Source organism: Aeromonas sp. FDAARGOS 1419 (assembly GCF_019047045.1).
Lineage (GTDB): Bacteria > Pseudomonadota > Gammaproteobacteria > Enterobacterales > Aeromonadaceae > Aeromonas > Aeromonas veronii.
In genome coordinates, this window is record NZ_CP077209.1 from 2,206,588 (window position 1) to 2,228,787 (window position 22,200).

At 57.2% G+C, this 22,200-nt stretch carries 22 protein-coding genes and 1 pseudogene; 17 read left to right on the plus strand and 6 right to left on the minus strand.

Annotated features, from left to right (window positions below):
* The first annotated feature begins 10 nt into the window (after nucleotides 1–10).
* The 12 genes and pseudogenes from exeD (at nucleotide 11) to exeN (ending at nucleotide 10,709) form a co-directional block, all read left to right on the plus strand.
* Nucleotides 11–2,050, plus strand: a complete 2,040-nt coding sequence (gene exeD / locus I6L49_RS09770) for a GspD family T2SS secretin variant ExeD (protein ID WP_216951470.1) — start codon at nucleotides 11–13, stop codon at nucleotides 2,048–2,050.
* Nucleotides 2,050–3,555 (plus strand): GspE family T2SS ATPase variant ExeE, encoded by a 1,506-nt coding sequence (gene exeE / locus I6L49_RS09775; protein WP_040065841.1) that lies wholly within the window; start codon nucleotides 2,050–2,052, stop codon nucleotides 3,553–3,555. Before exeD ends, exeE begins: the two co-directional genes overlap by 1 nt.
* Nucleotide 3,556: 1 nt before the next feature.
* Nucleotides 3,557–4,777: a GspF family T2SS innner membrane protein variant ExeF gene (gene exeF / locus I6L49_RS09780; protein WP_005338296.1), complete on the plus strand. Its 1,221-nt coding sequence runs from the start codon at nucleotides 3,557–3,559 to the stop codon at nucleotides 4,775–4,777.
* Nucleotides 4,778–4,874: 97 nt separating this feature from the next.
* Nucleotides 4,875–5,306, plus strand: coding sequence for a GspG family T2SS major pseudopilin variant ExeG (gene exeG, locus I6L49_RS09785; protein WP_005338297.1), 432 nt, complete (start codon nucleotides 4,875–4,877; stop codon nucleotides 5,304–5,306).
* 47 nt (nucleotides 5,307–5,353) lie between these two features.
* Nucleotides 5,354–5,479: a type II secretion system protein gene (locus I6L49_RS21105; RefSeq protein WP_302054415.1), complete on the plus strand. Its 126-nt coding sequence runs from the start codon at nucleotides 5,354–5,356 to the stop codon at nucleotides 5,477–5,479.
* Nucleotides 5,476–6,036 (plus strand): GspH family T2SS minor pseudopilin variant ExeH, encoded by a 561-nt coding sequence (exeH, locus tag I6L49_RS09795; protein ID WP_216951472.1) that lies wholly within the window; start codon nucleotides 5,476–5,478, stop codon nucleotides 6,034–6,036. Before I6L49_RS21105 ends, exeH begins: the two co-directional genes overlap by 4 nt.
* Entirely contained in the window at nucleotides 6,033–6,392 is a 360-nt protein-coding gene (gene exeI, locus I6L49_RS09800) for a GspI family T2SS minor pseudopilin variant ExeI (protein ID WP_005338301.1), read from the plus strand. Before exeH ends, exeI begins: the two co-directional genes overlap by 4 nt.
* Nucleotides 6,389–7,036: pseudogene (gene gspJ / locus I6L49_RS09805) on the plus strand (type II secretion system minor pseudopilin GspJ); the annotation flags it as partial. The gene exeI and the pseudogene gspJ, both read left to right, overlap by 4 nt.
* A 112-nt stretch (nucleotides 7,037–7,148) precedes the next feature.
* A complete protein-coding gene (gene exeK, locus I6L49_RS09810; RefSeq protein WP_216951476.1) occupies nucleotides 7,149–8,150 on the plus strand; it encodes a GspK family T2SS minor pseudopilin variant ExeK in 1,002 nt (333 codons plus the stop codon).
* Between the two features lie 122 nt (nucleotides 8,151–8,272).
* Complete coding sequence (gene exeL, locus I6L49_RS09815) at nucleotides 8,273–9,457, plus strand: GspL family type II secretion system protein ExeL (RefSeq protein WP_216951478.1); 1,185 nt, start codon at nucleotides 8,273–8,275, stop codon at nucleotides 9,455–9,457.
* Nucleotides 9,454–9,945, plus strand: a complete 492-nt coding sequence (gene exeM / locus I6L49_RS09820; protein ID WP_005338305.1) for a GspM family type II secretion system protein ExeM — start codon at nucleotides 9,454–9,456, stop codon at nucleotides 9,943–9,945. The genes exeL and exeM overlap by 4 nt, the downstream gene beginning before the upstream one ends.
* Nucleotides 9,942–10,709, plus strand: a complete 768-nt coding sequence (exeN, locus tag I6L49_RS09825) for a GspN family type II secretion system protein ExeN (protein WP_216951480.1) — start codon at nucleotides 9,942–9,944, stop codon at nucleotides 10,707–10,709. Before exeM ends, exeN begins: the two co-directional genes overlap by 4 nt.
* A gap of 63 nt (nucleotides 10,710–10,772) precedes the next feature.
* Here exeN and I6L49_RS09830 read toward each other — a convergent pair whose 3' ends face one another.
* The 4 genes from I6L49_RS09830 to I6L49_RS09845 form a co-directional block, all read right to left on the minus strand.
* On the minus strand, nucleotides 10,773–11,417 hold the full coding sequence (locus tag I6L49_RS09830) for a 3-keto-L-gulonate-6-phosphate decarboxylase UlaD (protein ID WP_216951482.1): 645 nt from the start codon (nucleotides 11,415–11,417) through the stop codon (nucleotides 10,773–10,775).
* A 125-nt stretch (nucleotides 11,418–11,542) separates the two neighbouring features.
* Nucleotides 11,543–12,235 (minus strand): L-ribulose-5-phosphate 4-epimerase, encoded by a 693-nt coding sequence (locus I6L49_RS09835; protein WP_216951484.1) that lies wholly within the window; start codon nucleotides 12,233–12,235, stop codon nucleotides 11,543–11,545.
* A gap of 39 nt (nucleotides 12,236–12,274) precedes the next feature.
* Nucleotides 12,275–12,751, minus strand: a complete 477-nt coding sequence (locus tag I6L49_RS09840) for a PTS sugar transporter subunit IIA (protein WP_179903413.1) — start codon at nucleotides 12,749–12,751, stop codon at nucleotides 12,275–12,277.
* A gap of 44 nt (nucleotides 12,752–12,795) precedes the next feature.
* Nucleotides 12,796–14,547: a PTS ascorbate-specific subunit IIBC gene (locus tag I6L49_RS09845; protein ID WP_216951485.1), complete on the minus strand. Its 1,752-nt coding sequence runs from the start codon at nucleotides 14,545–14,547 to the stop codon at nucleotides 12,796–12,798.
* 512 nt (nucleotides 14,548–15,059) lie between these two features.
* Here I6L49_RS09845 and ulaG point away from each other — a divergent pair.
* From ulaG to I6L49_RS09870, 5 genes are all read left to right on the plus strand, one after another.
* On the plus strand, nucleotides 15,060–16,127 hold the full coding sequence (gene ulaG / locus I6L49_RS09850; protein ID WP_216951487.1) for an L-ascorbate 6-phosphate lactonase: 1,068 nt from the start codon (nucleotides 15,060–15,062) through the stop codon (nucleotides 16,125–16,127).
* 119 nt (nucleotides 16,128–16,246) lie between these two features.
* A complete protein-coding gene (locus I6L49_RS09855; RefSeq protein ID WP_216951489.1) occupies nucleotides 16,247–17,071 on the plus strand; it encodes a Cof-type HAD-IIB family hydrolase in 825 nt (274 codons plus the stop codon).
* Nucleotides 17,072–17,085: 14 nt separating this feature from the next.
* Nucleotides 17,086–17,958, plus strand: coding sequence for an L-ribulose-5-phosphate 3-epimerase (locus tag I6L49_RS09860; RefSeq protein ID WP_069526316.1), 873 nt, complete (start codon nucleotides 17,086–17,088; stop codon nucleotides 17,956–17,958).
* Nucleotides 17,959–18,055: 97 nt separating this feature from the next.
* On the plus strand, nucleotides 18,056–18,814 hold the full coding sequence (gene ulaR / locus I6L49_RS09865) for an HTH-type transcriptional regulator UlaR (protein ID WP_069526315.1): 759 nt from the start codon (nucleotides 18,056–18,058) through the stop codon (nucleotides 18,812–18,814).
* A gap of 291 nt (nucleotides 18,815–19,105) precedes the next feature.
* Nucleotides 19,106–20,314: a tyrosine-type recombinase/integrase gene (locus tag I6L49_RS09870; RefSeq protein ID WP_216951491.1), complete on the plus strand. Its 1,209-nt coding sequence runs from the start codon at nucleotides 19,106–19,108 to the stop codon at nucleotides 20,312–20,314.
* Nucleotides 20,315–20,469: 155 nt separating this feature from the next.
* On the opposite strand, the gene I6L49_RS09875 is transcribed toward I6L49_RS09870, so the two are convergent.
* Together I6L49_RS09875 and I6L49_RS09880 are read right to left on the minus strand one after the other, a co-directional pair.
* Nucleotides 20,470–20,985 carry a hypothetical protein gene (locus I6L49_RS09875; RefSeq protein ID WP_216951493.1) on the minus strand — a complete coding sequence of 172 codons (516 nt, stop codon included), beginning with the start codon at nucleotides 20,983–20,985 and terminating at the stop codon, nucleotides 20,470–20,472.
* A 34-nt stretch (nucleotides 20,986–21,019) separates the two neighbouring features.
* Nucleotides 21,020–21,229, minus strand: coding sequence for a DUF637 domain-containing protein (locus I6L49_RS09880; protein WP_216951495.1), 210 nt, complete (start codon nucleotides 21,227–21,229; stop codon nucleotides 21,020–21,022).
* Between the last annotated feature and the right edge of the window lie 971 nt (nucleotides 21,230–22,200).

The following is a 22,200-nucleotide window of genomic DNA, read 5'->3' on the forward strand; positions in this document are numbered from 1 at the left end:
CGTACCAATAATGACCACTAAAGGGAAAAGCTGGCGTCTGGCCACTATCGCAGCGGCACTGATGATGGCGGGCTCAGCCTGGGCCACCGAATACTCTGCCAGTTTCAAGAACGCCGACATTGAAGAGTTCATCAATACGGTGGGCAAGAACCTCAATAAAACCATCATCATAGAGCCATCGGTACGCGGCAAGATCAACGTGCGCAGCTACGACCTGCTCAATGAGGAGCAGTACTACCAGTTCTTCCTGAGCGTGCTCGACGTCTACGGCTTTGCCGTGGTGCCGATGGACAACGGGGTGCTCAAGGTGCTGCGCTCGCGGGATGCCAAGACCTCCGCCATTCCGGTGGTGGATGGCAGCAACCCGGGCATGGGCGACGAGATGGTGACTAGAGTAGTGCCGGTGCGCAACGTCTCGGTCCGTGAACTGGCGCCACTGCTGCGCCAGCTCAACGACAACGCCGGTGGTGGCAACGTGGTGCACTACGAGCCCTCCAACGTGCTGCTGATCACCGGCCGCGCCGCCGTGGTCAACCGCCTGGTGGAAGTGGTGAACCGGGTCGACCGCGCAGGCGATCAGGATGTGGACATCATCAAGCTCAAGTTTGCCTCGGCGGGGGAAATGGTGCGGCTGGTGACCAACCTCAACAAGGATGGCAACCCCCAGGGGGGCACCGCCTCCCTGCAGCTCTCCCCCAAGGTGGTGGCCGACGAGCGCACCAACTCTGTGGTGGTGAGTGGTGAGCCGAAAGCGCGCGCCCGCATCATCCAGATGGTGCGCCAACTCGACCGCGACCTGCAAAGCCAGGGCAACACCCGGGTCTTCTACCTCAAATATGGCAAGGCCAAAGACATGGTCGAGGTGCTCAAGGGGGTCAGCTCCAGCATCGAGGCCGACAAGAAGGGCGGCGGCGCAACCACAGGTGGCGCCAGCATCGGCGGTGGCAAGCTGGCCATCTCCGCTGACGAGACCACCAATGCGCTGGTCATCACCGCCCAGCCGGACGTGATGTCCGAACTGGAGCAGGTGGTGGCCAAGCTCGATATCCGCCGCGCCCAGGTGCTGGTGGAAGCGATCATCGTTGAGATGCAGGATGGCGATGGCCTCACCCTTGGCGTCCAGTGGGGCAATGCCAACGGCGGCGGCACCCAGTTCACCAACTCAGGTCTGCCCCTCGGCAGCGCCATTGCGGCGGGCAAGGATTACCAGAATGGCAAGACTGACACCGCTGCCGGTCTGCTGAAAGAGTTCAACGGCATGGCCGCCGGTTTCTATCACGGCGACTGGGCCATGCTGGCCACGGCGCTGGCCTCCAATACCAAGAACGATATTCTCTCCACCCCGAGTATCGTCACCATGGACAACAAGGAGGCCTCCTTCAACGTCGGTCAGGAGGTCCCGGTCCAGAGCGGTTCGCAAAGCTCCACCACCAGCGATCAGGTGTTCAACACCATCGAGCGCAAGACGGTGGGCACCAAGCTCACCGTGACACCGCAAATCAACGAAGGGGATTCGGTGCTGCTCAATATCGAGCAGGAGGTCTCCAGCGTCGCCCAGACCCAGGCGACCGGTACTGCCAACCTTGGCCCCACTTTCGATACCCGTACCGTCAAGAACGCGGTGCTGGTCAAAAGTGGCGAAACCGTGGTGCTGGGCGGTTTGATGAATGAGGAGACCAAGGAGCAGGTCTCCAAGGTGCCCTTGCTGGGCGATATCCCGGTGCTGGGCTATCTGTTCCGCTCTACCTCCAACACCACCTCCAAGCGCAACCTGATGGTCTTTATCCGGCCCACCATCTTGCGCGATGCCGATGTCTACTCCGGTATCTCCAGCAACAAGTACTCCCTGTTCCGCGCCGAGCAGCTCAATGCCGCTTCGCAGGAGGGGTATCTCACCTCCCCCGCCCGTCAGGTATTGCCTGCCTATGGCCAGGATGTGATGGTGTCGCCCGAGCTGCAAAAAGAGATCCAGAAGCAGATCAACGAGATGCGGAGCAGACAGCAAAGCACTGTCGAGACCACCACCCCGTTTGTGCAGAGTAAGCCCTGATGAGTGCCTACCATCTGGATGGAAGCGCCGGGCCTGCGCCACTGCCCGAGCTCCCCTTTGTCTTTGCCCGCAACTTCGGGGTGATCCTGATTGAGCGGGACGGCGCCCCCGTGCTGCAGTGCCGCCCCGGCGTCACCCCGCAGGCCCTGCTGGAGGTGCGGCGGGTCGCGGGGTGCAGCTTCGCGGTGGAGCAGCTCGACAACGAGGCCTTCGAAGAGCTGCTGATGGCCCACTACCAGCGCGACTCCTCCGAAGCGCGCCAGCTGATGGAAGATCTCGGCAACGAGATGGACTTCTTCGCCCTGGCCGAAGAGCTGCCGCAAAGCGAAGACCTGCTGGATGCCGATGACGACGCCCCCATCATTCGCCTCATCAACGCCATGCTGAGCGAGGCGATCAAGGAGGAGGCTTCCGATATCCATATCGAGACCTTCGAGCGGGCACTGGTGATCCGTTTTCGTATCGATGGGGTACTGCGGGAGATCCTGCGCCCCCATCGCAAGCTGGCCTCACTGCTGGTCTCGCGGATCAAGGTCATGTCGCGAATGGATATCGCCGAGAAGCGGGTACCGCAGGATGGCCGGATCTCGTTGCGGATCGGCGGCCGCGCCGTCGACGTGCGGGTCTCCACCATGCCGTCCAGCTACGGCGAGCGGGTAGTACTGCGTCTGCTCGACAAGAACAACGTGCGCCTCGAGCTCAAGCAGCTGGGGATGACCGCGGCCAACCGCACCATCATCAGCGAACTCATTCGCAAGCCCCACGGCATTATTCTGGTCACCGGCCCGACCGGTTCCGGTAAATCCACCACCCTCTATGCGGCGCTGTCTGAAATCAACTCACGGGATCGCAACATCCTGACGGTGGAAGACCCCATCGAATATGACCTCGAAGGGGTGGGCCAGACCCAGGTCAACACCAAGGTGGACATGACCTTCGCCCGCGGCCTGCGCGCCATCCTGCGCCAGGATCCGGATGTGGTGATGGTGGGGGAAATTCGAGATCTGGAAACCGCCCAGATTGCGGTGCAGGCGTCGCTGACCGGTCACCTGGTGATGTCGACCCTGCACACCAACACTGCCATCGGCGCCATCACCCGGATGCGTGACATGGGGATCGAACCCTTCCTGCTCTCATCGTCCCTGCTGGCGGTGCTGGCCCAGCGGCTGGTGCGCACCCTCTGCCCCGATTGCCGTGCCCCGCGCCCCATCACAGAGCAGGAGCGGCTTGCCATGGGCATCGAGCTGGCTCCCGATCAGCAGGTGTGGCGCCCGGTCGGCTGCGAGCTGTGCAACCACACCGGCTATCGTGGCCGGACCGGCATCCACGAGCTGGTGGTGATCGACGAAGCGGTGCGTGAAGCCATTCACAGCGCCAGCGGCGAGCTCGCCATCGAGCGGCTGATCCGCGGCCACACCCCCAGCATCCGCCGTGACGGCATCGACAAGGTCCTCAAGGGGCAGACCAGCCTCGAAGAGGTGCTGCGCGTGACCCGGGAAGATTGAGATGGCGGCATTCGAATACAAGGCCCTCGACAACAAGGGGCGCAGCAAGAGCGGCGTGATGGAGGGCGACTCGGCCCGTCAGGTACGCCAGCTGCTGCGCGAACAGGGGCTCACCCCCCTCGAGGTGAACGAGACCACCGAGAAGGCGAAACGGGAGGCGACCCGCTTCGCCCTGTTTCGGCGCGGTGCCAGCACCGCCGAGCTGGCCCTGATCACTCGCCAGCTGGCCACCCTGGTGGGGGCCGGTCTCACCATCGAAGAGGCGCTCAAGGCGGTGGCCGAGCAGTGCGAAAAAGCCCACTTGCGCTCTCTGGTGGCAACCGTGCGCAGCAAGGTGGTGGAAGGTTATTCGCTGGCCGACTCGCTGGGGGCCTTTCCCCATGTGTTCGACCAGCTGTTTCGCTCCATGGTGGCGGCCGGTGAAAAATCGGGCCATCTGGAGAAGGTGCTCAACCGCCTCGCCGACTACACCGAGCAGCGCCAGCATATGCGCACCAAGCTGCTGCAGGCGATGATCTACCCCATCGTGCTCACCTGTGTCGCCATCGGGGTTATCTCGATCCTGCTCACCGCCGTGGTGCCCAAGGTGGTGGCCCAGTTTGAACACATGGGCCAGCAGCTGCCGGGCACCACCCGCTTTCTCATCGGTACCAGCGAACTGATGCAGGCCTACGGCCTCTGGTTCCTGCTGCTGATCTTCCTCGGCAGCTTTGTCTGGCGCTGGTGGCTCACCGATGAAAAGCGTCGCCGACGCTGGCATCAGGTGCTGCTCGGCCTGCCAGTGATTGGCCGGGTCAGTCGCGGTCTCAACACCGCCCGCTTCGCCCGCACTTTAAGCATCCTCAACGCCAGTGCGGTGCCGCTGCTGGAGGGGATGAAGATCTCCGGCGAAGTGCTCTCCAACGACTTTGCCAGAATGCGCATTCTCGAGGCCGCCGAACGGGTGCGCGAAGGGACCAGTCTGCGCAAATCGCTGACCGAGACAAAGATTTTCCCGCCCATGATGCTGCACATGATCGCCTCCGGCGAGCAGAGCGGCGAGCTCGACAGCATGCTGGAGCGGGCGGCGGACAACCAGGATCGGGAGTTTGAATCCCAGGTCAATATCGCCCTCGGGGTGTTCGAACCCATGCTGGTGGTCTCCATGGCCGGGGTGGTGCTGTTTATCGTGATGTCGATCCTGCAGCCGATCCTCGAGCTCAACAATATGGTGAATATGTAAGTTTCCGGTGTTCGGTGGCGCCGCTGGCGGCCCGTCGAACCCACCCAGTGATCACTCTCTGATGGGCCATCCCATCTCATTCGTTACGGAGCAACTCATGAACAAACGTCGTCAATCCGGTTTTACCCTGCTGGAAGTCATGGTGGTCATCGTGATCCTCGGCATTCTGGCCAGTCTGGTGGTGCCCAACCTGATGGGCAACAAGGAGAAGGCTGACCAGCAGAAAGCGGTCTCAGATATCGTGGCGCTGGAAAACGCCCTCGACATGTACAAGCTGGACAACAACCGCTACCCGACCACCGAACAGGGTCTGGACGCGCTGGTGACCAAGCCCTCCATCGATCCGGCGCCGCGCAGCTACCGCGATGGCGGCTACATCAAGCGCCTGCCGCAAGATCCCTGGGGCAACCCCTACCAGCTGCTGAGCCCGGGCCAGTTCGGCAAGATCGACATCTTCTCCATGGGTCTGGATGGCGAAGCCGGTACCGATGACGACATCGGCAACTGGAACCTGAAGGATTTCCAATAAGTGATGTGCCGCCAGCGCATTCACTCCGCCTTGCTGGAGCAGCCTGAATGAAGGCTACGCCATCTGCTCGTCGCCAATCCGGCTTTACCCTGCTGGAGGTGCTGTTGCGTGGTGCCGCCATGCTGATGGAGTTGCACGATGTCGCAGCAACTCGCTCAAGGGCTGTGCGATGAAACATACTCGCCAAGCTGGCTTTACTCTGCTGGAAGTGTTGCTGGTCGCCATGCTGATGGGACTAGTGGCCACCGCCGTCACTCTCAGCATGGGAGGCGCCAGAGGGGATAGAGAGCTGGACAAGCAGGCGCGTCGCCTGATGGCGACGCTGCAGCTGGCGCAGGAGTATGCGGTGATGGATGGTCGGCTGGTGGGCATTCGTATCGAGGATAACGGCTGGCAGTTTATGCAGCGTCAGGCCAAGGATCGCAAGTGGCTGGCCCTGACTGGCGACAAGCAGCTGGGGCCGGTACAACTGGCCGAGGACATGACGCTGACACTGGAGCTGGAAGGCTTTGGCTGGCAGCCGGACTCCGACGAGAAAACCGAACAGAAGCGCGACGAGAAGGAGCGCACGCCGCAGTTGCTCATCTTCCCAGGCGGCGAGCTGAGCCCGTTCGTGCTCACCTTCACCCAGCAGGATGAGGATGCCCGCTACACCCGCATCGTCAAGGGGGACGAGTTCGGCCGCCTCACCCTGCTCACCGGCGATGAAGATGAAGAGGTGAGCGAATGAACGCCCGCGGCATGACCTTACTCGAAGTGATGGTGGCGCTGGCAGTCTTTGCCATAGCGGGTCTCGCGGTAATGAAAACCGCCAGCGAACACCTCTCGGCCCTCAACTATCTGGAGCAGAAGACACTCGCCACCTGGGTGGTAGAGAACCAGCTGGTGCAACAGAAGCTCGAGAACAAGTGGCCCGGCGACAGCTGGGTGGAAGGGGATGAGCAGATGGCGGGCAGTACCTGGTACTGGCGCTATCGCGGCGTTGCCACCGCCGACAACAACTTCCGGGCGCTCGATATGGAAGTGCGCACCGAGGCCAAGGCCGAGAACCCGGTCGCCATGATGCGGACCTATATCAGCCGATGACCCAGCTCTCCGCCCGCACGCCTCGCCCCGTCCGTCACGCCGGTTTCACCCTGCTGGAGATGCTGGTGGCGATCGCCATCTTCGCCACTCTCAGCATGGGCGCCTATCAGGTGCTGCAGGGGGTACTCACCAGCGACGAGGTAGCCAAGCGCAAGGAGGCTCGCCTCAACGAACTGCAGCTCGCCTTCACCCTGCTGGAGCGAGATATCACCCAGATGGTGCCGCGCAGCGGTCGCATCGAGGGGGAGAACAACAAGGTGCTGCTGGCGGCTTCCCGGTTCGGCCAGCAGAGCGATGACTGGGGCATGGCCTTTATGCGCAGCGGCTGGCTCAACCCGGACGGCATGCTGCCCCGCTCCCATCTGCAGCGGGTCGGCTGGCGCCTCAAGGATCAGAAACTGGAGCGCCTGAGCTACCTCTATCCAGATCCGGTGATCGGCACCGAGCCACGCATCCAGCCGGTGCTGGCGGGAGTCACGGCGTTTCGCCTCTACTTCTTCGACAAGGGCAACTGGAAAGAGGAGTGGAGCCAGCGCAGCGTGCTGCCCCACGGGCTGGCAGTGGAGCTGGATCTGGAAGATTACGGCACCATTCGCCGCCAGTTCCTGATTGGTGCCGGTGGCCAGCGCGCCGAAGAGAACAGCCAGAGCAGCAACCCCGACCAGGGGGGCGGCAACAACAGCAATAACGGGAACAACGGCGGCAACGGCAATACCAATGGCGGTAATGGTGACAGCCAGAACGGAGGGGGCGCCAATGCGGGCTAATCTCGCCGCCCCCGGTCACCAGCGCGGCATGGCACTGCTGGTGGTGCTGCTGATCCTCTCGGTGATGGTGATCATCGCCAGCAATATGAGCGGCCGCCTGCAGCTTGAGCTGCGCCGCACCGCCAACATCACCACCGGCAAACAGGCATGGTGGTATGCCCTCTCGGCGGAAGCGCTGGTGAGCAAGGTGCTGACGCAGGATTTCAAGGACAACCCCGAGGTGGTCAACCTCAGCCAGAACTGGGCCCGCAAGAACACTGTCTTTCCGGTGGACGATGGCCAGCTCAAGGGCGAGGTGACCGACCTGCAATCCTGCTTCAACCTCAACAGCCTGAGCGTGGCCTCCAAGGCGGGGAGCGGCGAGGAGCTGGCTCAGCAGCCCTATCCGGTGCAGGTGTTTCGCGAACTGCTCAAGCAGCTGGCGATGGATGATTATGAGGCGGCCCAGCTCACCGATGCCATCCGTGACTGGACTGACAAGGATACTGTGCTGGTCTCCAGCCTTGGCGCAGAGGACGCCTATTACGAGGGTCTCAAGCCACCCTATCTGACCGCCAACCAGTGGATGCTGGGCAAGGACGAGCTGAGGGCGGTGCGCGGGGTGACGGCCAGGGTCTATGCCAAACTAGCCCCCTATGTCTGCACCCTGCCAAGCGACAAGTTGAAGATCAATATCAATACCCTTGCCCCCCAGCGCCCCGAACTGCTGGTCGCCCTCTATCTGGGCACTATCGGGCTGGATGATGCCAAGCGAGTACTGAACGAGCGGCCACAGAAGGGGTGGAAAGAGAGCAAGCTGATGACAGACATGCTCGCTCCGGTCGATTCGGTGAAAGGGCTGAAAGAGGCGCTGGTGGTCAAGAGCGACTTCTTCGAAGCCCGAGTCGTGGCCGAGGTCGGCGACAACCGGGCCTGGCTCGAAACCCTGTTCCAGCGGGGCAAGGACAATAAACTGGTGATGCTGCGCCGTCTCAGTAGCGGCGCCGAATAAACAGCGCACCTGCAGGCCATCGCCTGCGGGTACGAGAGATGTTGGATGCAGCCTGCGGGCTGCGCACCGGTTGCCAGGGCGCACAACGCCCTTTGCAAACCGGTATCGCAGGAGAGAGATGCGTGAGCGAAAGTCTGGTCATCCGACTGGGGACCAATAAACAACAACCCGTGGACTGGCTGGTCTGGTCCGGTCAGGAGCAGGAGATCATCGCCTCCGGCACCCTGCCCTCGGCCGATGCTCTGGGCGAGCTGCAGGAGCGGGCCGGTGGCCGCCCCGTGGTCACGCTAGTGCCGGGCAGCGATCTGATCTTCCGGCGCGTCACCCTGCCGGGTCGCTACAACCGCCAGTCGGCGGCGGCCCTCCCCTACCTGCTGGAGGAGCAGATCGCCTCCGATGTGGACGAGCTCCATCTGGTGGTGCTGGCCCACGAAGGGCAACAGGTCGACCTGATGGCGGTGGATCGGCAGAAGATGGCTGAGTGGCTCGGCTGGCTCGATGCCGCTGGCCTCAAGAGCCTGCAACTGCTGCCCGATGTGTTGGCGCTGCCACAGGCCGCTGATGGCTGGTCTGCCCTGCAACTCGGCAGCGAGTGGCTGGTACGCCAGGGCCCCTGTCAGGGGATCGTCGCCGACGAGCCGCTGCTGGCCATCTTGCTGGCGACTGAAGCGGAGCCGGTCACCATCCACAGCCACACCCCGGTGCCCGCCATTGCCGCCGCCAACTGGCAGACGGCGGAGCCCGAACTCCCCATGCTGCTGCTGGCCAAGGGGGCCCTCACCTGCCGCGCCAACCTGCTGACCGGCCCCTACCGGCCGCAGACCGAATATGCCCGCTACTGGTTGCAGTGGCGCAAGGTAGCCATCACCGCCGGTCTGTTGCTGCTGGTGGCCCTCGGCCAGCGCGGGGTGCAGCTTTATCAGCTCACCGAGCAGGACAAGGCGCTGAAAGCTGAGATCCGTGCCGTCTATACCCGCATCTTCCCGGGTGAGAGCCGCATCGTGAACGTGCGCAGCCAGATGAACCAGCATCTGCAACAGATGGGACAAGCCCCGCAAAACGGCGTGCTGCTGATGCTCACCGAGCTGGCCCCCACCTTTGCCGAAGTACCCGGTCTGAAACCACAGGTGATGCGCTTTGATGCCAGTCGCCGCGAGCTGAGGCTGCAGGTGACCGCCCCAGGCTTTGCCGAGATCGAGCGGTTCCGTGAGCTGGCTGGCAAGCAATTCGAGGTACAGCAAGGCGAGGTGCGCAGCACCGAGGGCAAGGTAGAGGGCGCACTGGTGCTCAAGGGTAAATCATCATGATGGAAAAATTGCAGAGCTGGTGGCACGGCATCACAGCACGGGAACAGCGGTTGGTGGTCGCAGGCGGCGTTCTGCTGCTGGTCGGTCTCTTCTACTGGAGCGTCTGGCAGCCCATCGCCAACCGCATCGCGGAGCGGGAGCGGCAGGTGCAGAACCAGCAGCAGACCCTCGCCTGGCTCAAGGAGAAGGGTGAAGAGGTGCTGGCCATGCAGGGGGGCTCGGGTCGCCAGATCGACACCAGCGGCACCCTGGAAGGGGTGGTCAACCGCACCGCCTTCAACCACAAGATCAAGATTGCCCGGCTGCAACCCCAGGCGCAGGAGTTGCAAGTGTGGATCGACACTGTCCAGTTCGATGACTTGCTGCTCTGGCTCTCCACTCTGGTGGAGCAGCACGGCATTCAGGTTCAAATCATCGAGATCGCCCGCGAGGATCTGGCCCCGGGTCTGGTCAAGGTCAGACGTTTGCAATTGAGTCGTCCACAATGAAAAAACGCATCCTGATTGCCAGCCTGTTTCTGGCCGCCTATCTGATCTTCCTGCTGGCCACCCTGCCCGCGGCACTGGTGGCTCGCCATCTGCCGCTGCCTGCCAACGTTGCCAACCTGCTGAAACTGGAAGGGGTGAGCGGCACCCTCTGGAGTGGCCAGATTGCCCGACTGCAATATGCCAGCGAATCGGTGAACCAGCTGCGCTGGGATCTCAACGGCTGGTCGCTGCTGCGCTTCGCCCCCGAAGTGGCCATTCGCTTTGGCGATCGCAACGGCCTCAATGGTCAGGGCGTTGTCGGCTGGAATGGCGCCGCCTTCGGCCGGGATCTAACCCTCAACGCCCCCGCCCCCTGGTTGATGAGCCGGGTGCCGATGCGCCTGCCGATCCCGATCACCGTCAGCGGCCAGCTGCAGCTTAAAGTGGAGCAATTTGCCCAGGGCAACCCCTGGTGTGACAACCTCTACGGCAACCTCGACTGGTACAACGCCAGTGCCGATACCCCGGCGGGCAAGCTGGATCTGGCTGACCCCGAGCTGAAACTCACCTGCCTCGACTCCAAACTGGTGGCTGAACTCAAGCAGGGCTCCGATGCGGTGCAGACCATAGGTCGCCTCGAGCTGCAACCCAACGGCCAATACCTGTTCCAGGGCACCCTGAAACCGGGCCCGGCACTGCCACCGCAGATGCAGCAAGGGCTCCCCTTCCTCGGCCAGCCCGACAGTCAGGGCCGCTTCCCCCTGCGCTATCAGGGGCGGATCTAACCCCTGCAGCGACAAGGCCCCGGAGTATTTCCGGGGCCTTTATCCGCTAATAACCTGTTCCTGTTACCAATATTTGCTTATCTCTCGGCGCAACGCTTCTGCGGTTGCCTGACCGCTTTCCGATGCCAGTGCCCGTCCGGCGATAAAGGTCTTGGCCCTAATCCCTTCAAACAGATGGATATCTTCCGGCACGATACCGCCGGTGATCGACAGCTCTAGCCCCAGCTCGGAGAGTGCCCGCATCTTGCTCAAATCGGCCTGCGTCCAGCTGACCCCGGCCAACTCGGCATCCCGCGAGCGGTGATAGATAGCCTGGGTGATCCCCATATCGGCCCACTGTTTGGCATCATCCAGCGTCCAGTTGCCATAGATCTCGATCTGGATCTCCCCACCAAACTCGTCCGCGACTTTCTTGCAGGCAGCAATGGTAGCGACATGTGCGGCGGCCGATACCGTGATCCAGTCAGCTCCGGCCGAGAAGGCCATGCGAGCCAGAATGGCACCACCATCTGTGGTCTTCATATCACACACGATAATGTGATCAGGATGACGCTCGCGCATGGTGCTTACCGCAGACATGCCTTCCGCAAAGGCCAGAATAGTGCCGACCTCGATCACCTCGACATAACCGGCAACGCGATCGGCAATATCCACGGCGGTAGCAAGATCGGTAGAATCCAGAGCAATCTGTAACATGGGTTTGGTCATACTATATTTCCTCAATTTAAAACCTTGGCAGGATTTATTGGCCCATTGATTTAAAGTCGATAAAGGGCCACAACCTGACGTCACTAATATAAATAGATGGGCAATTTAAATAACGGGTCGACTAATTAACGCTGGCCGTAATAGGCATTCTCACCATGTTTTCTGAAATAGTGTTTGTCAGACAACTCCTGCGCAATATGGATAGCCGGATTCAACGCTCTGGTTGCCAGCGCCATGGTGGCGACCTCCTCCAGCACCAGCGCATTGTGCACCGCATCCAGCGCACTCTTGCCCCAGCAGAAGGGGGCATGACCGGTGATGACCACGCCTGGCAAGGCCTGCGGATCCAGATCCCGACGCTGAAATTCTTCGACAATGACCTTGCCGGTATTTTTTTCATAGTCAACGCGGATTTCATCTTCGGTCAGCGGACGGGTGCAGGGAATATCGCCATAGAAATAATCGGCATGTGTGGTACCCAAGGCTGGAATATCCATTCCCGCCTGCGCCCAAATAGTGCCATGACGGGAATGGGTGTGCACAATACCGGAAATACCTTTAAACGCTTTATATAAAACCAGATGGGTTGCGGTATCACTGGACGGGGATAAATGCCCATCGACGATCTGGCCTTCCAAATTAACGACCACGATATCGTCAACGGTCATATTGTCGTAAGAGACCCCCGATGGCTTGATGGCCACCACGCCCAGGCTGCGATCAATCTGGGATACATTGCCCCAGGTCAGGGTAACCAGACCGTACCGGGGCAACAGCAGGTTGGCCTCCAGTACCGCCTCTTTCAATGAGTTGTACATTTCGTTCTCCTGGGCCCCTTGCGGGCCGCGTTGAGTGCCTCAGACCACTTGCGCCAGCGCCTGATCAATGACGTTGAATACATCTGCCGTGCTTTGGCACGCTCGCAGCTTGTCGAGGTTGATCCCGCTCTCGCTGTTTTCATCCTCCAGCACCTGAGTCACCTCCATCAGCCCCTCCATGTGTTCATCCGAGGTACTGCCCGCCAGCGTTACCAGTACGTCCACCGGCTCCTCTTCCCCTTCAAATTTCACCGGCGTAGTCAGGGTGACCAGTGCAAACGCCGTGCGATTGACTCCATCCTCCGGCCTCGCATGGGGCATCGCAAACTGGGGAGCAATCACGATATAGGGCCCCATTTTTTCAATGCTGCCGATGATCGCATCGTGGTAGCGAGACTCCACGGCACCGGAGCGGATCAGCATGTCAGTGCCCAGTTTGATGGCGCCGCGCCAGTCGCTGGCGGCAGCGTTGAGCAATACAGAGTTGTTTTCCATCAGCGATTGTTTGAATTTCATCTTGTTCTCCTTGCCCGCTGCCGAGTGCAGCGAGGCTCATCGGCTTAATTTGCAAAGTTGTTCTTGATGATGCCCAGCAGTTCATCACCAAACGAATTGGGGTTGAGCATGTTCTGCACACCCAGCACGAATTTGCCCTCACCGGGGCTCATCTCGCCGGCCAGATGCTTGGAAGAGACGATGATGTCGGTGGTCTGCAGCTTGGTTTTGTAATCAGCAACGGCGCAGGAATCCATGACATGGGGCACGCCACGCTGTTCGAGAAACTTGCCGATCTTCATCTTCATCATCATGGATGAGCCCTGACCGTTGCCGCATACCGCCAGGATCCGCACTGCATGCCCCCCTTTGGCACTCTCGACTGGCGAGGCTGGCAGATCGGCCGCGTCTTCTGCCACGGCAGCACTCGGGACAGCCATATCCTCTTCCATGCGCAGGGTGCGGGAAGCGAAGTACATATAAAGCCCGGCGCCAGCCAGTAACACCACGAAGAACAGGGATGACAGCGAGAGGCCCTGCATGATCACCGGGAATACCAGCGCCCAGTCAGCCATCCCCATCCAGCCATTGAAGCTGGTGCCATTGACCGCGAACAGGTGGATAGCCCAGGCAGAGCCAAGCACCTCGATGATCCCCATGACGAAGCAGATCTTCATCACCGCTCGCCAGCCGCCAAAGTGGTTGGCGAACACCCCTATGGTGGCGTTGGAGAAGAACATGGGAATGAAGCCCGGGATAATCATGATGGGCGCCTGGAATGCCAGCAGGGCAAGCACAGCAAGGAACTGACCGATAGCCCCCCACATGAAGCCAAAGACCATGGCATTCGGCGAGTAGGCGTAGATAGCGGCGCAATCGATTGCCAGGACGGCGTTGGGAATGACCCGTTCGGAGATCCCCTTGAAGGCCTCGGAGAGTTCGGCAACGAACATCCGCACCCCCACCACGATGACCTGAATGGCGACCGCAAACTTGAGACCGGTTTCGAGAATGTAGATGGACCAGTGAGTCTGGCCCGCCATCTGTTGCAGATTATCGAGGCCAAACGAGAGCAGGATGATACCGAAGAAGATGGTCATCACGATGGCGGTCGCCGTGATGCTGTCGTGGAAGATGTGCAGCCACTTTGGCAGCTTCAGGTGATCGACGCTCTCTTCTTTATTGCCCAGTTTCGGAGCCACCTTGGTGGCAATCCAGGAAGCGACCTGTTGCTGGTGGCCGATGGAGAACCCCGCCCCGCCTGTCACTTCCTGAGTCGGCTTGAACATGATGTTGGAGGAGATCCCCCAATAGAGCGCCATGATGACGGCGGAATAGAGGATGGTTTCCCACATCGAGGCCCCCATCACCATATAGAAGACCGCGATCAGACCTACCTGCTGAAACATGATGTGGCCGGTCAGCATGATGGTGCGGATCCCGGTATAGCGCCGCAGCAACACCAGCAGAATATTGAGGGCAAGGGCCAGCAATACCGCATATCCGACCCAGGAGTAGTTCTCTCCCATGGTTTCCATGGTCGCCATCATGGTGGTGTAGGGGTCAATCACTGAACCGGTGAGGTGATGATATTCCGCAATCTTGTCCACCACCGGCTTGAAGCCGGCCACCAGCGTACTGGCGCCCACCTGCACCAGCATGAAACCGACGATGGTCTTCACCGTCCCCTTGACGACCGTCGTGCCATCCTGCTTGAGCAACAGGTAGCCAATACAGGTCACCAGCCCCAACAGCAGGGGTGCCTTGGTCATCACCTGACTGTAAAAGATGTAAAAAGCGTTGTAGAGGGTTTCCATATTTATGCTCCGTCCAGATGAGGACAACTCATGGCTATTGGATTGGTGCGGACATCTCACCATTCATATGGGCATTGCTTTACCTGACGCCCCGCGAGCAGATTCAACTGCCACCACTCACTATCAAATTCAAAATAATCATACATAATCACAGCGTGATTTATTGTGATGAAGATCGAGGTCGGGAGAATCTCTTTTTTCCACCATCTGGATGTAAAATTTCGGTTAAAAGGGCACTAAAAGCTGCATAAAAGGATTCAAAGAATCCCTATAAATAGACAAAAAACAAGTAAATCCAATAAATACAATCACTTAAAAATGTACTCATCTCTTGATTGTGATATGCCGCAATTAATCTCACAAAACAATCACCACAATCATTGATAATCACAAATGCAAGTAATATAGTCATAAGCAATCAAAGCAAATCACTGACTCGCAACCATGCAAGTCATGTCATCACCCGATGAATCACCACTGTGTGAACCATCCAAATCAGAAAGGTATGTGAGATGAGCAAGATTGAAGAAATCACCCGTGAATCGTGGATCCTCAACACCTTCCCCGAGTGGGGCACCTGGCTGAATGAAGAGATTGAGCAGGAAGAGGTCAAACCGAATACCTTCGCCATGTGGTGGCTGGGTTGCACCGGTATCTGGCTGAAGTCTGCCGGCAATACCAACATCTCCATCGACTTCTGGTGCGGCACGGGCAAGCGAACCCATGGTAATCCCTACATGAACAAGCAGCACCAGATGATGCGGATGGGGGGCGTGCGCAAGCTGCAACCCAACCTGAGAACCTCACCTTTCGTGCTCGATCCTTTCGGGATTAAAGATATCGATGCAGTGCTCGCTACCCACGATCATGCCGACCATATCGACGTCAATGTGGCGGCTGCCGTGCTGCAAAACTGTGGTGAGCATGTGAAGTTCATCGGCCCGAAAGCCTGTGTCGACCTCTGGTTGCGCTGGGGGGTGCCTGCCGAGCGTTGCGTGGTGGCCCGCGTAGGTGACGAGATCCCGGTGGGCGATATCGTGATCCAGGTACTCGATGCCTTTGACCGTACCGCGCTGGTCACCCTGCCGGCGGGGGTCTCCTCCACCGACAAGAGCATTCTGGATGGCATGGATGATCGGGCAGTGAACTATCTGGTCAAGACATCCGGGGGCAACCTCTACCACTCGGGTGATTCTCACTACTCCAACTACTACGCCAAGCATGGCAATGACTACCAGATCGATGTGGCGCTGCTCTCTTATGGCGAGAACCCCCGCGGCGTGACCGACAAGATGACCTCATCAGACATCTTGCGGGCCGGGGAGTCCCTCAACACCAAGGTGGTGATCCCGTTCCACCACGATATCTGGGCCAACTTCCAAAGCGATCCCCGCGAGATCGAAGTGCTCTGGAACATGAAAAAAGATCGCCTCGGCTATCGCTTCAGCCCCTTCTTCTGGCAAGTCGGTGGCAAATACACCTTCCCGACCGACCAGAGCAAGCTGCACTACCAGCACCCGCGCGGGTTCGATGACATCTTCATCGACGAGCCGGAGCTGCCTTACAAATCTTTCCTGTAAGCACGACCTGTCAGACGTCGGGTAATACGAGGGAGGGTGATGGAGATGGGCCAGCAAGGCGTCATCTCAATCACCCCCTCTATTGCCCCCACCTCACCGGATAACAAGAAGATCAGACGATGCGCTATCACGCCCTGGCCCTCGATCTCGATGGCACCACCCTGACCAGTGCTCACACCATCATGCCGGCCATCAAAGAGGCCATTATGAGGATCAAGGAGCAGACCACCGTCATACTGGTCACCGGCAGACACCACACGGCCGCCCACCCCTATCACCACGAATTGGGACTGACTACTCCCATCATCTGCTGCAACGGCACCTACGTTTACGACTACGACCAACGTGCCGTACTGGCGGAGAACGCCATTCCCCATCAGCTGGCACAACGCTTTATCGCGCTGGCAAAGGAGCACCGGCTCAACCTCGTCATGTATGTCACTGACCGCATGGTCTACTCCGTTCATCAGCCGGTACGCTACGTGGCGGCCCTGCAGCAGTGGGCCAGCAGCTTTGCGCCGCCTATCCAGCCGCAGGTAGCCAGTGTTGACTCGTTTGAAGAGGAGTTGGCCAACAGCAGCCATGTCTGGAAGTTCGTGGCCGAGGGAGAGATCACCGCCATTCAGGCCTTCTCACATCACCCTTGGGTACGCGAACACTTCAGTGGTGAACAGTCCTGGGCCAATCGGGTTGATTTTGCCCGCCGTGGCAACAGCAAGGGATCGCGACTGCAGGAGTATCTGGACCAGCAAGGGATCAGCCCGGCACGACTGGTCGCCATCGGCGACAACCACAACGACACCTCCATGCTCTGCCTCGCGGGGATGGGCATCGCCATGGCCAATGCCGAGCAGGAGGTCAAACAGATGGCCAACCGGGTCACCCGCGAGAGCAATGACGAGGGCGGTATCCTCGAGGTATTGAACCGCTATTTCCCTATCTGAATGCAGGAGCTTGTATGCACCACTTTGACCATGCCTTACGCCTCGGCCTTTATGAAAAAGCCATGCCCTCTGCACTGGAGTGGCAAGAGAAAATTTTGTCGGCCAAGGAGCTTGGCTTTGATTTCATCGAGATATCCATTGATGAATCAGATGAAAAACTGCAACGGCTCGACTGGTCAGATAGCGAAATCTATCGGCTCAGACGCCTGTGCGAGCAGCACAGCTTACCGCTGCACTCCATGTGCCTGAGCGCCCATCGCCGCTTTCCGTTTGGTTCGCAGGATCCGGCCATCCGCAAGCAGGCGGCCATCATCATGGAAAAAGCGATCAATCTGGCGTACAAGCTCGGCATTCGCTGCATCCAGCTGGCGGGCTACGACGTCTATTACGAACCGCAAAGCAACGAGACCCACCGCCACTTCATCGACGGGATGAAGGCGGCAGCCAAAATGGCGGAACGGGCAGGCATCATGCTGGGTGTGGAGATCATGGATACCCCCTATCTCAACTCCCTCAGCAAATTCGAGGTGCTGAAAAAGCAGATCCCCTCCCCCTACTTTATGGCCTATCCGGATGTCGGCAATATCACCGGCTGGAACTATGACATCTGCACCGAGCTGCAACTGAGTGCGAACCATATCGTGCAGATCCACCTCAAAGACACCCGCAAGGTAACGGCAGATTGCAGCGGGCAGTTCCGTGATCTGGTCATTGGCGAGGGAGAGGTCGACTTTGCAGCCATTTTCCACACGCTGGCAAAAATCGGTTACAACGGCCCCCTGGTGCTGGAGATGTGGGCCAAGGATGAAGAGTGGGCCAGCAAGCTGAAAACGGCCAAGGGGCGACTGGTCGAACACGCTCGGCAAGCCGGTCTGGCAATCGCCTGAAGGCTCATTATCAGAAGAGTTAACAAGGTTGCTGTCATCCACACCTATGCGCGATATAATCACCACCCAATCAGATTCAATCATCATTAGGCATGATATGACAGAAGCACATCGCCATAACGCCATTTTGGAACTGCTCAATCAGAAACGTCATCTGTCGGTCAACAGCATAATGCAAGCCTTTGATATCTCTCCGGCCACCGCGCGCCGCGATATCAACAAGCTCAATGACTCCGGCAAGCTGCGCAAGGTGCGCAACGGGGCCGAAGCCCTGATGCAGGCCAGAAAGGCCCACTGGTCTCCGCTCGACAGCAATGAAAGCCTCAATCACAGCGAAAAGGTGCGCATCGCCCAGGCGGCAGCAGCCCTGATCAAACCGGGGGAAAGCGCGGTCATCAACTGTGGCTCCACCGCCTTCGTGCTGGGTCAGGAGATCTGCGGGCAGGATGTTCAGGTCATCACCAACTACTTCCCGCTCGCAAACTACCTGATCGAGAATGACCATGACGGTGTGGTGATCATCGGCGGTCAATACAACAAGTCGCAATCCATCACCCTGGCACCGCAGGACGAGATCTCCTCCCTCTATGCCGGGCACTGGATGTTTACCAGCGGCAAGGGTGTCACCGCAGATGGTCTCTACAAGATGGATATGCTGACAGCCATGGCGGAGCAGAAGATGCTCAACCACGTCGGCCGGCTGGTGGTACTGGCTGACAGCAGCAAAGTGGGACAGCGGGCAGGCATGCTGTTTTGCGCCGCCAGCAAGATCGACATTCTGATCACCGGCAAGGATGCGGATAAAGAGGTTATCGAGCAGATCAAAGCCAGAGATGTGCAGGTCATTCTGGTCTAGGACATAAAGTGCCGGGGCGCTTTGTCGGCGCCTTCTTTCAAGACCATTTTCGGCCAGAAACCGTAGATACGAAAAAGCCCAAGCGGGTGACAGCTTGGGCTTTCTCTTTGAATATGGCGGAGGAGGTGCCCGCCGCAATCAAGTCCAATCAACTCCACAAAAATCCAACACACCATTTGCTATCAGTAAGTTAGAACCAAGCATTGTCCAATCCATCCCAATCATATATTACCACTGCGCATGCTTGGTGGCATACTGCGTGGCATATTCAATTCTCAAGGAGGTTCCCTGATGGCAATCCTCACCGATACCAAAGCTCGTAACATCAAGCCTGAAGATAAACCCCTTGCTCACGGTGGCGTTACAGGCTTGACGCTACACCCTTCTACAGCCAAGGGCAGAGGCAAGTGGGTATTCCGCTATGTCAGCCCACTAACGAAGAAACGACGTAATGCTGGCCTCGGGACTTATCCCGAGATCTCCATCGCTGACGCAACTCGAGGCGCACAGGCAATGCGGGAACAGCTGGCGAATAATCTAGATCCGCTAGAGGTCCGGCTGCAGGAGCAGAACAAACCGAAGATCCCGACCTTGGAAGCATCTGCCAGATTGGTCTACAAAAGCTTGCTACCAGGTTGGAAGAACCCCAAACACGGTAAGCAATGGATCACCACATTGGAGCAATATGCCTTTCCTACCATTGGCGCAATCTCGATTGATGCGATTACCCCAGCTCATATCGCTTCAGTCCTGCAACCGATATGGCTGACGATCCCGGAAACGGCAAGCCGTGTTAAACAGCGCCTACACGCAGTGATGGCTTGGGCATGGGCTCACGGCTATACCTCTGCAAACCCGGTGGATGTGGTAGGTCACTTACTACCGGCCCAACCCAGCAAATCCGTGCGGGTAGAACACCAGCCTGCAATGCCTTGGCGTGATATCCCCGCCTTTGTGCAAAAGCATCTGCGAACAGCGCAACAGTACGATGTAACCCGCTCCATGCTGGAGTACTTGATCCTGACGGCTTGCCGCTCAGGTGAAGTCAGAGCCATGAAGTGGTCAGAAGTAGACTTGGAAGCAAAGATCTGGACCCTACCAGCCGAGCGTATGAAAGCCAAGCAACAACATCGTGTTCCGTTATCTCTGCGTGCCGTTGAGATCCTGAAGGGGTTAAGGGGACTACATGACGAATTGGTATTCCCTTCTCCCAGAGACCAAGTACCACTCTCAGACACAGTGCTGACGATGTTTCTGAGAAGGGCCAAAGCGGAGAGCTGTACTCCTGGCCGAATGGCAACGGCTCATGGCTTTCGTTCCAGCTTTCGAGACTGGTGCAGTGAGCAGGGCTACGCACGAGATCTCGCTGAACGAGCGTTAGCTCATACAGTGCAGAACAAGGTTGAAGCTGCTTACCACCGTACTGACCTGCTGGACCAACGTCGGCCCATGATGGATGCGTGGGCTGAGTTTGTGACTGATGAATTACCGAAAAAATAAGAAGGAAGCGGCCAGATGGCCGCTTCCTTCTATGTTCTTTTGCGTTACCGGTTTCCTCTTAGAGGCGTACTCACACAGTAATCTTTGCTGAATTTCCCTGCTCATAGCATCATATCATAGTGAAATGCTCTCTATGAATCACACAAACAATTTCTTTATAGCATTGACTGGATGAAGAACATTTCGCTAGCTCTTGCATCATAGAATATATCAACACTTTTCCCATTGATTTTCGTTGATACATTTGTAGTTAATCCAGTAAGAAAATCATATCCGACTTCATATTTCAAACCATCCTTTTCTAAGTTTTTTGTTATTTCATTAAAAAATGCCGCTCTCATATCGTATTTTTTGTTAAAAGGGGTGTCTAGACGACAGCGTGTCGACTTTAGATATCCCAACAGGTCAATTCTTTTAAGCTCTACAATCATTTCCCCATCTTTAGTTGCAAATAACAAAATCTTGTCATCCTCACCAAAGTTGATGGGTATAAATCTCACACCCCAATTTCTAGATGTTTTTTCAATGTTGTCCACATTGAAATCTGGTGTGTTTTTATAACATATATCAACAAAAGCCTTTATTGCTTTAGGCGTATATTTTGGCACTTCTCGCTTGGTGGCGCAACCAAGTATAAAAATTGACAAAAACAAAACTGACACAGCCTTCATTATATTTTTTCTTAAGTGCGTTAAAATAATTAACTTAGGTCCTTGTTACTTGCTCGATAGGTAAATCACCATTTCCCGTTTTGGTTAAACCAATCCACAAGCAGACGTGACCCATGTCTCCCTGAATATTGGCCAGCAGGCTGCCCTTAAATGCATCACCAAAGCTGCCGCCATTGATGGTGCTGTTGATGCCTGCGCTGATGGTGGCGTGGCCGGTCACCCGGTTGAAGGTGTCCCAGCTCATCAAGTCTGCCGCACCCGAAAGTTATAGGTGCCTTTATCGAAAGGCACTATTTCAACTAATTGGAGAAATCACCAATAGTCGGGCTTATCCAAGCGCTTATTGTTGTCGCAAAACATTTCTACATTTGTCTCCATCGCCTTAAAAAAAACATGATAATTGTTAAAACACTACCAACCAAACCAACAATACTACCTTTGATTGCAAACCCCCACAGCTCATAGTCGATTGAGAATGGAATCTCATATCTAAAATATAGATATCCGTTAAGTATTACCCCGAGCACTAAAAAACCTAAAGCCCCCATCAATACTGGCAAGATCACCATAGAAAAGAACAAAAAAAAATATTGAAATATTACTTTTCATCTTTTCCCTCTACAGTGTTCACCCCATAACCAGATCCAATTTTAGAATCGAAAGGTACCATTCCAACTAATTTGAGGCTCACCTTTCTGGCGTAACACAAATTAAACATTATTGTTTTTTATGCTTAAAGATAAGAAGTATGGTTACTGAAAGACCAATAATCACACCACCTTTTATACCATGACCAATGACCAGGCTTATAAATGCATCGTCAATTATAAATGGAGCACCATCTCGTAGAGATTTAATGCTCTTGATAACTATTCCAACGGCAAATAACATTAATGGCGCTGAGAACATTGAAACGCCCATGATATAAAAAATAGACTACAAAAAAATAACTTACTTTTCATCAGATACTCCAGCATTAGACTGGTTTTTAGACATGTCGGAGCTGAACTCAGAAACAATCGAGTTTGCAAGGTTACCGACGGTGCTCTGAGTGAATTTCGGCCTTGCTCCTCTCTCGTAATGGAATCGGATCAGCCAACCTACTTAAACCTGCTTGGCAAATTCCTGCTTTTATAAAAAGAAAGTAATGCCACACATAGACTAATAACCAATCCTGCCACAAAACCTTTTTTTAAAAAAAATAAAAATACTATC